Here is a 12,016-nt window from a genome sequence, read left to right on the forward strand (position 1 = left end):
TCTCCTCCTTTCCCCTGGATCAATGCCTCAATACCACTTTCAGCTATCCCGGTTTCGATATGGTGGATGCCGAATGACGCCGAGCTTCTCTGCTACGAAACTCGCGGTATTGTGCACTTGATAGCCGAGCTCCGGATTTTCATGAAGATACCGGCGCCATGCGGTTGCCTCGCACTGCAATTCTCGGGAAATCTTTCGACTTTGAACATCTGGGCTCTCGCTTACGAAACAAGGAAGTCGCTTAAGTTTAGGGCCGACTGCTTCCGCGCCACTTCTTCATTGAGAGACCACTGGTATAGTTCGAGGGGTACGAGACGTGAGCAGCTCTGATCCATTTTCAGTAACGACAACAACCTCCTCGTGAATCATCAATTTTGGAGTGCCGTCAAAATAGGACGGATAGTTCGTGCTTGGCTCGATATTAATGATCATCCCTGGCTTGAGAAGTGTCTTGTCCTCTGGATGAACCGAAGGCAGCTCTGGCATCCACAAACCCATCGAGTGTCCCATGCGCCCGATGCTGGTGACTTTGCGTTGACTCTCTTTGCTATTCAGTACGCCGGACATCGCCGCATAGATATCGCTAATCGGTATCCCAGGCCTCACGGCGCCTACACCAACCTCCGTCGCCTCCCAAACGAGCTTATAGGCATCCACCGTGTTCTGATCGGGCACTCCAAAAGCGAAGTGCCTGTTAAAATCACTGAAATAGAAGTTGAACAAAAACCCTTGATCTATGAACAGCAGATCGTCACGCGAGAGAATCTTATCTGTCGGAACTCCAAAGCAGCGAGTATAGCCCCCACGTCCTGAATTACAATTGATCTTGAGCGTTTTGTCTACGCCAAGGAGAAAGCATTCGAGCTCATAAAGGCGACAAACCTCTCGCTCAGTCATACCTTGGCGCAATTTTGGCGCCAGCTTGTCAAACACTACCGATGCAATCCCGTTCACCGTGCGCATTCGTTCAATTTCAGCGGGCGACTTGATCATACGCAATGGGGTGAAGATTGGATCCGAGGCATCAACGAATGTGCGAGGCTGGATGGCATCAACGACGCGCAGAAAATCGCCAACAGGCATACCGAGCCTGCTCTCGGCTCCGAGTTCCGTCCCTATCTTTGCGGTGGTTGGCAGATCGTTCAACGCTTTAGCAAGCGTGGAAACGCCCTCATCCTTCGGGTTAGGACCGGCCCAAGTACGATAATTCTTTACCCAGGTGGTTTGACCGTAAAATTCGTCAAATGAGCCTGGAACGATCCCTACGGCTTCACCAGACAAGGGGATGAGAAGGAACCGCGGCCTGGTGGTCGAACTTGGTGTGGTGCTGATATCATCAACAAAATAACGCCAGTTATGTTCGGACGTCACAAGCAACGCGTCGAAGCCATACCTTTTCATCAACCGTCGCGCGTGCTCAACTCGGTTTTCATATTCTGTTCTGTCAAAGGGTACATAGGGGATCGTGGTAATCGCGGCGTGATCTAGAATGGTCATCATTCTCTCCAATGGGCGGTATACTGGGCAGCAACGGTACAAAACTTCAATCGACATCTTCTGACGAACGCTTACTGGCGGGCCATCAGGATTCTTCTCTGGGCGGCCCGCACACTTCATGTGGAGCCACGGATAAGCTGTGCCGACAAGCCGCAGCCACAGTCGATTATAACGACGACAGAGCGAGCAGCTTCATCGTCCGTTGATCGTCGAGCAGCTTCATCGTCCGTTGATCGTAATGCATCTTACTCCGCCCAGGCAAACTGCGTTGTCGTTTCTTCGTTGCGCTTACGCAGTTATCACTAGCGATGAAGTCTCTGCTCAGATGCAGTCGACCGGTCAAACCACATGACAGGTCACCGCTGGGTCCCAGCCATAATCCTCACCATACAGTAGATAGAGTAAACCGAGGTAAGCGCTTGTCTTACGCGGTTTTCGGCAGATTCCGCAGTATTTCTGCGACTTCTTGGGTAACGACGCTGAAAACCGGCGAAGACATTTTCGCCTTAACCGTGCCATCCCTCGGCGAACGACGACTCTGAAGTATAGCGGTATTGCATGCCGAAATATGCCTGAAAGGATCGACCGGTCTGACGATGGCGCGTGGGAGAGAGAGATCAGCCAGCAAATGGCGATCTCCGCCGAAGGCGGCAACTCCCCAAGGAAACTCTCAGGCCCAGGACCGCACGCCTAGGACAATCTGGATAGAGGCGCCAGTGTGGCGCCCACCGAAGGGGACCGTAATCACCAAAGGTTAGCGGAGTAAGCTCTCAGGTGCAGGACAGATTTGGGGCGGAGCTATCGCGCCGTTCACGCTTGCCTTGGAGCACCTAATGAAACCGATCGTCGTTATTGGATCCGGAATTACCGGAGCTACCACTACTTACGCGCTCGCTGCTCGCGATTACACAGTTACAGTATTTGACCGCCATCGTTATCTCGCAATGGAGACCTCGTTTGCGAATGGGGGACAATTGTCGGCAAGTAACGCTGAGGTTTGGAATAGCCTAGGCACCATCCTGAAGGGTTTGAAGTGGATGATGCGAAAGGATGCACCACTGTTTCTGAACCCGAGTCCAAGCTTGTACTTGGTTGGCTGAGTTTGTCGCTCAAACCCGTCACCACCGTCGCAACACGATCGAAACGACCAGATTGGCTATCGCTGCGCGGCAGCATCTTTTTGACATTGCCCATCGCGAGAGCATAGCTTTTGATTTGGAGCAGCGGGGTATTCTACATGTCTCTTCAAGCAAGCCCGAGTTTGACACGGCTGCTCGTGTGAACCAGCTTCTTGGTGGAGGGAGGGTTGGACCGCTGTCCTGTAACTCTGTCCGAAATGCGCGTGATAGAGCCAACTTTGCAGAATAAATATTATGCTGGATTCTTCACGCCGTCAGATTCGACCGGAGATATGAAGTGGACCCTATGCTGAGGACCACTGGGTCCGGTTTCCTAAGTGGAGCTTCTGCCGTTCGTTCTTCCCAATAACTTTACGCTACTCTTGCTTGCTGCTGTTGTGGCTGTGGGGATGTGGGCAACGCCCAGCGTTGTCCAAGCTTCTCGCTTGCGAGAAGCGTCATATCCACAGCCTCTTCGCCGAATGCGCCGGTGACACCGGCCCGCCAGACCGCCATCGGCGCGCGGTTTTCCAGCGCCTGATGAGGGCGCTGGAAATTGTAAAACTCGATCCATCGGGCGATTCCGGCTTTGGCCTCGTGGCCATCCGAATAACCCTTGAGATAGATGTCCTCGTATTTGAGCGAGCGCCATAGCCGCTCGATGAACACGTTGTCCATCCAGCGCCCGCGACCGTCCATCGAGATCCGGACGCCAGTGTCGGCCAGCGTGCCGGTGAAGGCGGCGCTGGTGAACTGGCTGCCCCGGTCGGTATTGAAGATCTCGGGCCGGCCGAAGCGCGCCAAGGCCTCTTCGAGCGCAGACACGCAGAACGATGTGTCCATCGTGTTCGACAGGCGCCAGGCCAGCACCGCACGGCTCGCCCAATCGATGATCGCCACCAGATACAGAAAGCCCTGGCCGATCGGCACATAGGTGATATCGGCCGCCCACACTTGATTCGGCCGGTCGATCACCATCTGGCGCAGGAGATACGGGAAGATCTTGTGTCCCCGCGCCGGCTTGGTGGTTCTGGGCTTTGGTCCCAGCGCCGCGATGCCCATCTTGCGCAACAACCGCTGCACGCGCTTGCGATTGATGCGACAGCCTTCGCCATTGAGCATCGCCGCCATCCGCCGCGAGCCCAGGAACGGCCAGGCCGTGAACAGTTGGTCGATCCGCCGCATCAGCTCAAGCTCGTTGTCATTGGCCGGCCGCGGCGGCCGATAGACGCTCGATCGCGCAACGCTCAGCAGTTGGCATTGCCGGCGGATCGATAGACTCTCATGATCGCGCTGAAGCAATCCTCGGCGATCCGGCGCGCTCATCTTCCGGACCTCCTGGCTAAGAAATCTCGTTCGACCGTCAATTGTCCGATCTTGGCGTGGAGCTTCTCGACCTCCAGTTCGTGGGCCGCCTCGCCATCCCGACCAGCGCCCGCGTCGAACGCCCGAACCGCTTGATCCTGAAGCTGCTTCTTCCACGCATAAATCTGGTTCACATGAACCTGGTAGCGCTGCGCCAGATCCGTCACCGTTGATTGTTCCCGCAACGCCTCCAAGGCAATCCTTGCCTTCAGCGCCGCATCGATTTTCCGTCTTGTCTTCTTCATGATCCGCTCCGTTTATCAAAACGGAACGGCATCCGCACCACCTAAGCCGCCGGTCCAAAATCCGGGATCCACTTCAGTACGTTTCTTTTGCCTCGCCTCTAGCCTAGACCCTATGTTTGCCTTCTGAGGTGACGGGCGGCCCGCCCCGCGGCAAGCTCCTATCGAGGGTTGCGCCGGATGGTCCGGCGCCGAGCCTCAAGCATGGGGAGCGGGCCTGATGAACGATAGCATTTTCGTGGGGCTGGATGTGCACAAGGCGACGATTTCGGTTGCAGTGGCCGAAGCGATGCGCGGCGGGGAAGTTCGTAACTTGGGGATCATCCCTAATCGCGCCGATCAAATCGCCAAGCTGGCGAAGAAGCTTGGCAAGCGTGACCGGCAGGTAAGTTTTTGTTACGAAGCCGGACCCTGCGGATATGGCCTGCATAGACAACTGACGGGACCGGGACACAACTGCATCGTGGTGGCTCCCTCGCTGATCCCGATGAAAGCCGGCGATCGGGTAAAAACCGACCGGCGCGATGCGGCGATGCTGGCCAAGCTGCACCGGAGCGACCAACTGACAGCCGTGTGGGTTCCGGATGCAGCGCATGAGGCCATGCGCGACTTGGTGAGAGCCCGCGCCACGGCGATGCGTGTGCTCGGCAAGGCGCGGCAGCATCTCCAAGGCTTCCTGCTGCGACATGGGCGCATCTATGCCGGGAAGAGGGGGTGGACTCTGGCTTATCGTCGCTGGCTCACCACGGTGCGCTTCGATCACCCGGCGAGCCAAATCGTTCTGCAGGACTACATTCATGCCGTAACCGACGCTGAGGCCCGCGTGGACTGCTTGACCAAGCGGATCGAGGAGCTGGCGCCACAATGGTCGATGACGCCAATCGTAGAGGCCGTGCAGGCCATGCGCGGCATCGCCTTCATCGTTGCTGTAACCGTGGTTGCCGAGGTTGGCGACTTCTCTCGCTTTGACAATCCTCGCCAGTTGATGGCCTTTCTCGGCCTCGTGCCGTCGGAGTATTCGAGCGGCGCAACCATCCGACGCGGCAACATCACCAAGGCTGGCAATGCTCTGGCCAGGCGGGCTCTGATTGAGGGGGCATGGACCTATCGCATGCAGGCCCGCGTCAGTCGCAAGCTCCATGACCGTAACGAGCGCCTGCCTGAAGTTATCCGCGATATCGCCTGGAAGGCCCAGGTCAGGCTATGCGCTCGCTATCGCCGCTTGTCGGCGGCCGGCAAACCCAAGGTGATCGTCACCACCGCCATTGCACGTGAGATGGTCGGCTTCCTGTGGGCGATCACTCGTCAAGTACAACTCGGGCCGGCCGCCTGAAGAGCGCTGCTCGACCATATCGGTGCCCAGGGCAGGAGTCAGGGCGCGGTGGGGAATCCTCGTGGCCTGCTATGAGCCGGCATTGCCGACGCTCGCCCTCTAGACCGAGGCAGCCCCAAGACGAAACCACGGTCATGCGGTAGCCAACCCGCGCATGAGAGCTTGATCAACCGTCGTCTTTGGCCCTGCCTCCTACCGTGGGCACCTTCGAAGTCCAGCGTCCGGGCGCTCAGCCGGAAGCAGCTCCGCTTGATCGAGTCCCTTGACAGCAAACATGAGAGAGCAGGCTGTTGAAGAACTCAGCCGCGTTCGCACACGAATGCTGAATCGTCGCCATTGTGGATGCAGAAGTGGCCGACGCGCGACCGCAGGACGGATCAATCTCGTCGTGTCCTTCCCATGAGAACTAGGCGCAGGTCGATCCGTCGCGGGTGCCGTAGCGCATGTCCAGGAAGCCCTTGAGAGCCCCAAAGGCGATTTCGCCATCGGACTTGCGCTGGAAGGTGAGACGCGCCTCTTCGACAAGATCGAGGAAGTCGCTGTCCCAGACGTCCATCTCGACGATGCGCCAGCGGCCGACAAAGGCCTTAGCCCGCATTTTTCACAGCGTTGAGGCGCATCGGGGCGCGAATCAGCGAAAGTTCTTTTGCGAGAAGGACTTTGCGATGATTCAAGGAATGCCCCGATGCCAACAGAGTGTAGCGCAGAGCAGTTTGATTTTGGAAGGGTTGAAGGTCGGGCTGTGGAAGCGGCCTTTGATGCTGGCCTGGTGACGTCGGATGCCGGAGCGCTGCTGCTGGGCGCGACGGATCGGGCGATCGATCTGGTGGGTCGCTTTGCGGATTGCTTTCGCGATCATCGTCGTCAGGACCTGATCGAGCATGCGGTCGGCACGTTGATCGGGCAGCGGGTCTTCGGCATCGCGCTCGGCTATGAAGATCTCAACGATCATGACGAATTGCGGCACGATCCGCTGATGGCGGTGCTTTCGGGCAAGCTTGCGGCCCGGCGCGGGGACTGCGCACCGGTGGCCGGCAAGTCGACGCTGAACCGGCTGGAGCTGAGCCAAAGCGAACCTTCACGCTATCACAAGATCGCCCATGACACGGCGGCGATCGAGGCACTTCCGGTGACGCTGTTCCTGGAGGCGCACACGCGACCGCCGGCGCAGATCATCCTCGATCTCGATGCCACCGACGACCCGCTGCACGGGCATCAGGAGGGGCGCTTCTTCCACGGCTATTACGACTGCTACTGCTATCTGCCGCTGTACGTGTTCTGCGGCCGGCATCTGTTGGCGGCCAAGCTGCGCCCCTCCGACATCGACGCGAGCGCGGGCAGCATCGCGGAGGTCGAGCGGCTTGTCCGGCAGATCCGCGCCCGCTGGCCGTTCGTGCGCATCGTGCTGCGGGCGGACTCGGGCTTTGCGCGCGAGGCGCTGATGGCGTGGTGCGAGCACAACCGCGTGGACTATCTGTTCGGGCTCGCCCGCAACACGCGCCTGGTCGCCACGATCGCAGACGAACTGGCAACGGCTCAAGCTGCGGCCGAGAAGACCGGCCGCCCGGCGCGCCGCTTCAAGGACTTCCAGTGGAGCACGCTCGACACCTGGAGCCGAAGGCGCCGCGTCGTCGCCAAGGCGGAGTGGACGCAGGGCGAGGCCAATCCGCGCTTCGTCGTCACCTCGCTCAAGCGCAGCGAGGCGGGCGCGCGACAGCTCTATGAGGACATCTACTGCGCCCGCGGCGAGATGGAGAACCGCATCAAGGAGTGTCAGCTCGACCTTTACGCCGACCGCACTTCCGCAGCGACCATGCGCGCCAATCAGCTCAGGCTGTGGTTCGCCTCGATGGCCTATGTGCTGATCTGTGCCCTGCGGCGCATCGGCCTGGCTGAAACCACCTTTGCGGATGCCACCTGCGGCACCATCCGCCTCAAGCTCCTCAAGATCGGGGCCCTGGTGCGCATCAGCGTCCGCCGCATCAAGATTGCCATGGCCTCGGCCTGCCCAGCCGCCCAACAGTGGAGCATCGCCGCGCGCCGCCTGGCTGAAGCCGCCCGAGCCCGCGCCTCGCCGGCCTGACACGCGAAGCTGCGACGCGCTCAATCGGCGGCATCGTCACCAAGGCCCAACGGAGACACTCAAAACCAAATCGCTATCAGCGCCTTCGGCGCCATGGTCCTTATCGTCTTCCGCCGATCCACCTCTCCTTCGTCAAAGAGCAATTGGCCATGTGAGAAATGCGGGCCAGTGGTTTATCACAGTGGTTTTGACTCTTTGGAGGTCGTTGGATAGGCGCGGCGGAGTTTGGCGCGGGCTTTGTCGGTTGTGAACATCCACTTGATGCGTTGTCGGGTTTTATTTCGCGGCCGTTGCCATGCAGCGATCTCGTTTCGGAGCCTTTTGGGGTCGTCGATGCGACGGCCGAGACATTGACGCTGCAGCACGCTGATCTCGCACTCGACCATGTTGAGCCAACTTGCGTGTTTCGGGGTGTAGTGGAATTCGAGGCGGCGCAGGATGCGACGGGCCTCGGCAGGCGCAAATGCTTGATACAGCGCGCCGGCGGTATGAATCGACAGATTGTCCTGAACGACACGGATGCAGGCGGCGTCGGGATAATGGATGTCGACGAGTTCACGCATGCAGTGCGCGTAGTCCACGTCGGCGCGGCGGTCTGTAACCTTGACGTTGCGCCAGCCACGATGCGGGTCGAAGGTAACGAAGAGATTGACGGTGCCGTTGCGGCGGTACTCGTAATCGTAGCGCTCGCGCTGTCCCGGCTCGGCTGGAATCGGCTGACGGACCTCGCCGATGAGCTGGACGGGGGTCTCGTCGAAGCAGACCAGCGGCCGGACGGGATCCGGCGCCTCGGCGTAGAGGTCGAGCACGTCCTCCATGCGGGCGACGTATTCGCCATCGACATGGGGGATGCACCACATGTCCCTGCGCCATGGCTTGAGGTCGTTCTCGGCCAGCCGGCGACGCACGGTCTCGCCCGACAGGCTGTCATGATCGGTGAGCTTGACGATCGTGTCGGCCAGCAGCGTCAGCGTCCACCCGCCGAAACCGACATGCAGCGCCATTTCCGCGTCAGCCCGCCCTCAGTCCACCAGATGATCGTCACCCTCGAACGAAACGGCTTCATTCGCCGTCAGCCCGGTGTTCCCCGGAGCATCGAGATTCTTTTGCCACCCGAAAACTTGCCCATCCTCGAATGGCTCGGCATCAAAACGTCGAAATCACTGTGATGAACTACTAGTGGTTCCGGCGAAGCGTCACGTTGCCCGTGAACTCGAGGCGCGCTGGAATAGCGCATTGGAGCGGGTTGCCGAGCTTGAGGGGCGGATCAAGGAGCTGCGCGCCGCATCGGCGGAAAGTCCCAAGATCGACCGCGCCTTGCTTTTGCAACCGCGGGTTTGGAATGCACCGTCCAGGGACACGCACCAAGCGGCGGCTGGCTCACATCGTGGTCCGAAAGATCGTTTGCAATCTCGATGAAAACACCAATGAGGCGGTTCTGCTCATCCACTGGACCGGCGGCCGGCAAACGGAAGTTCGTGTTGCTCGCGTTGAGACGTGCCGATATCCCGGCGATATGGCAACCACTGCCGTTGACGCACTTCGCAAACGCGCTGGTCATTGGCCTGATCGAGAGCTCGCGTGTCGCTCAATCGGATGCCCTGCAAGACTGGCGACGGCGAGACCTGTTCGCGTGCGGGAAATGCGCGAACGCTTGGGCTTGCCGACGATCCCGCATCATCCGACGGCAAAATGATGAGCCTTGCGAAGGCTGCGGCACACTTTGGAATTTGCGTCCGATCAGCAAAGAACCTCGTTCTGAAGGGCGTCCGCAACGCAAGCAATCAAGGGCTCGCAATGGTTGGTTCCTGTCGAAGCGCTGAGTTCGGAAGCAGTACGCATAGCGCTGCAGCGCGTGATCGAACGTCGGCCGAAAAACTACGTTGATTGCCAATACGATAGGATGATCCGTCTGCCCGGAATCTGACTAAGGGACGTACAATGAAACGAGCTGTGGAAAGTTGCTCAAGCTATTCTTCCGAATTCAGTCAGACCTGACCTGTTCCTACACGCTTGCTCCACTGGAGTTAGATCGCGGCCCAACGAACGAGGTTGGCTGGAGAGGCGATGAAGACGGCGACCTGGCTCGCAATCATAGGATCTTCAAAGCGGCGATCCCCAATTGGAAAAGAAAGCATAAGCGCTGTTCGCGGAGGGCTGGCGCCCCGTATCAAAGAATAGCATTGAGGCCGCTACTATATGTTGCTCAACATAGTGACGGGTACAAGCAGCTCTATCTGGCCGGGCGCCAGCCCGGACCGATCCGGGAAGCGGCGTGTTGGGTCCATGCGCGGCGCCCATTCTTCGCCATGGCCGATATCGAGGAGAATGCGCGTCGCAAGGCCAGCGGCAAGAAGGAGATCCCGCTCTCGCGAGCGCCCGCGCGATCGCCACACGCTGTTGTTGGCCACCAGAGAGCTCGACAGGGTATGCGTCACATTTGTGCGCAAGGCCGACACGGTCGAGCAGTTCACGACCGGCCGCTTCGGCTTGCATCCGGTCCACCTTGAGTACTTGGGTCGGAGCCTCGATAACGTTTTCCAGAGCCGTCTTGTGCGGAAACAGGTTGAACCGCTGAAATACCATGCCATTGAACTGCTCTTTGTTGCGGCTTGTTGATCGGGTATCCTCGTGTCGGCTCCCGGAGCGCGAGGTCGCACGACAGCGACTTGCGACGTGACCCTATTGTTCACGTAGTAAATACTCTCTGCCGCATACATAATCTCGAAAATTGGATCACGCTAGCCAGCGACGTCCACTTCACCATGCCGATAAATTCATTGCCGATCGGCGGCAGGATAACGCGCATCGCTTGAGGCAGGATTATTCGGCGCAATGCTTGAAGACGATGCATTCCGATCGCGCTGGCGGCTTCATATTGCCCATCATTGACAGATAGCAGTCCGGCGCGCACCACTTCCGATGTATATGCCCCCTGGTTGATCCCCAGTCCAAGCAATGCCGCAAAAAATGGCGTCATCACATCCACCGTGCGCCACTCGAACAATCCTGGAATCCCGATGGTTGGAAACACCAGCGCAAGATTGAACCACAACAGCAGCTGCAGCAATGAAGGATGCCGCGAAAGAACCACACATAGGCAAGCGCCGCCCAATTGATTATCAGACTGGCCGAAGACTACATGATCGCAACGGCCACGCCTATTGCAATATCAGCGACATTGCCAGCACTGCCGGCAAGACCGTGTTGCCGAGTCCGATCAGGATGGTCCTCGCCGTGAGGTATTGCCCCGTAACAGACCACTCGATCTGCCCATGAGCGAACACCAGAATGATCCACAAAGCTACCGCAGCGCCAAATATCTGCCCACATGCCTCCGACGCACATGCTCGAATTGGGACAATTCTTCTGTGTGACCGCCCTGATCGTTTTCACTAACCGGCCACTTACTTCGAGCAACATACTACGTCCCTAGTTAGCCGCCTGATCTATCATTCGGTCAATGTCAAGCAGGTTCGCCTCGCCGCTCACGCACTCACGTAGCGCGCTGACCGACCGGATCACGGGTTGGTGAGTTTATATTGCCCTCAGGCTGAACTACTTCAAATTCGCTCAATCTGCGGCCCGAATCCTGCGATGAATTAGGCGGGCACGACGCTTTCTCTGTCTGAGGCATCAGTCAAGCGTCCGCAAATTGGAGCGCCTTCAGTTTCCTGGACACTTTGTTTCTCATACACGAACTTCGAATGACCTCAGTCGCCGCCAAAGTTGGCACCATCGCAGAAGTCAGATACTCTTTGATCGCTCGACCCGCAACCTGCGGTTGGAAGTCTCTTGTCGCCTCAATGGCGTCGGCCCCAATCAAGCTCGCATTGACCGAGACTCCTTCACCACCGAGCAGCCGTTCATCGATGCAGCAGCGCAAGACACTCTCGAGCATGCGATGGAAGAGATTGCTCTTCCGGACTGCGATGCCTGTTCTTGGAAACTCGAGTGATCCGACGTCCCATTGAGACCGAGCCGGCAGAGCCAACTTGATCACTTGATCACTTGATCACTTGAAGCTCCATTGTGGCATGAGGAATTTACTTTGCCGCCTCGTTGTCCACCAATTCCATCATCCTCACCGCCTTTAGCGTGAACGGGCGCGCTTGCAGCGCGCCAGTGATGTGCTCATGCGTCACGTCTTACTGCTCGAGCGTCTTGCCCAAAGCGACGCATGACAGCGCCCCCTTGCGCACCAGTTTCAACACGCCCACGGCTAGACCATGAGCCGCATGCAGCAGTGGATAGTGGATGCTGAGCTTGCCGACACGCAAGCGCCCTTTGGAAATCGGCTGCGAGCAACTTTCGTCCGAATATACCAACAAGCTCGCGGACAAGTCTCAACGCACATTTTTGCTTGCAAGGCGAGATC

4 protein-coding genes, 6 pseudogenes and 2 riboswitches are annotated in these 12,016 nt (G+C 58.4%); of the genes and pseudogenes, 4 read left to right on the forward strand and 6 right to left on the reverse strand.

What is annotated here, in order from left to right:
• Positions 1 to 276 precede the first annotated feature (276 nt).
• A complete protein-coding gene (locus tag QA640_RS38215) occupies positions 277 to 1,497 on the reverse strand; it encodes a Xaa-Pro peptidase family protein (protein ID WP_283037837.1) in 1,221 nt (406 codons plus the stop codon).
• A 594-nt stretch (positions 1,498 to 2,091) separates the two neighbouring features.
• Positions 2,092 to 2,192, forward strand: a riboswitch (glycine riboswitch).
• A 2-nt stretch (positions 2,193 to 2,194) separates the two neighbouring features.
• A riboswitch (glycine riboswitch) is annotated at positions 2,195 to 2,285 on the forward strand.
• 45 nt (positions 2,286 to 2,330) lie between these two features.
• Here QA640_RS38215 and QA640_RS38220 point away from each other — a divergent pair.
• A pseudogene (locus QA640_RS38220) lies at positions 2,331 to 2,911 on the forward strand (FAD-dependent oxidoreductase); the annotation flags it as partial.
• Positions 2,912 to 3,131: 220 nt separating this feature from the next.
• Here the strand turns inward: QA640_RS38220 and QA640_RS38225 are convergent.
• Positions 3,132 to 4,225 (reverse strand): annotated as a pseudogene (locus QA640_RS38225) (IS3 family transposase); the annotation flags it as partial.
• A 217-nt stretch (positions 4,226 to 4,442) separates the two neighbouring features.
• Between QA640_RS38225 and QA640_RS38230 the strand changes: the two are divergent.
• Positions 4,443 to 5,555 (forward strand): IS110 family transposase, encoded by a 1,113-nt coding sequence (locus QA640_RS38230; RefSeq protein ID WP_283037838.1) that lies wholly within the window; start codon positions 4,443 to 4,445, stop codon positions 5,553 to 5,555.
• A 299-nt stretch (positions 5,556 to 5,854) separates the two neighbouring features.
• On the opposite strand, the pseudogene QA640_RS38235 reads toward QA640_RS38230, so the two are convergent.
• Positions 5,855 to 6,153 (reverse strand): annotated as a pseudogene (locus QA640_RS38235) (hypothetical protein).
• Positions 6,154 to 6,240: 87 nt separating this feature from the next.
• On the opposite strand from QA640_RS38235, the gene QA640_RS38240 reads away from it, so the two are divergent.
• The gene (locus QA640_RS38240; RefSeq protein WP_283037839.1) at positions 6,241 to 7,638 is read left to right on the forward strand and encodes an IS1380 family transposase; all 1,398 of its coding nucleotides are present in this window, start codon (positions 6,241 to 6,243) and stop codon (positions 7,636 to 7,638) included.
• Between the two features lie 176 nt (positions 7,639 to 7,814).
• Here QA640_RS38240 and QA640_RS38245 read toward each other — a convergent pair.
• A pseudogene (locus tag QA640_RS38245) lies at positions 7,815 to 8,615 on the reverse strand (IS630 family transposase); the annotation flags it as partial.
• On the opposite strand from QA640_RS38245, the gene QA640_RS38250 reads away from it, so the two are divergent.
• Entirely contained in the window at positions 8,568 to 8,807 is a 240-nt protein-coding gene (locus QA640_RS38250; protein ID WP_349253668.1) for a helix-turn-helix domain-containing protein, read from the forward strand. The pseudogene QA640_RS38245 and the gene QA640_RS38250 sit on opposite strands and share 48 nt — an antisense overlap.
• A gap of 1,204 nt (positions 8,808 to 10,011) precedes the next feature.
• On the opposite strand, the pseudogene QA640_RS38255 reads toward QA640_RS38250, so the two are convergent.
• Both QA640_RS38255 and QA640_RS38260 read right to left on the reverse strand, forming a co-directional pair.
• Positions 10,012 to 10,227, reverse strand: a pseudogene (locus QA640_RS38255) (ATP-binding cassette domain-containing protein); the annotation flags it as partial.
• Positions 10,228 to 10,316: 89 nt separating this feature from the next.
• A pseudogene (locus QA640_RS38260) lies at positions 10,317 to 10,984 on the reverse strand (amino acid ABC transporter permease); the annotation flags it as partial.
• Positions 10,985 to 12,016: the final 1,032 nt, after the last annotated feature.

It is taken from the genome of Bradyrhizobium sp. CB82, from assembly GCF_029714405.1.
In the GTDB taxonomy this organism is placed as follows: domain Bacteria; phylum Pseudomonadota; class Alphaproteobacteria; order Rhizobiales; family Xanthobacteraceae; genus Bradyrhizobium.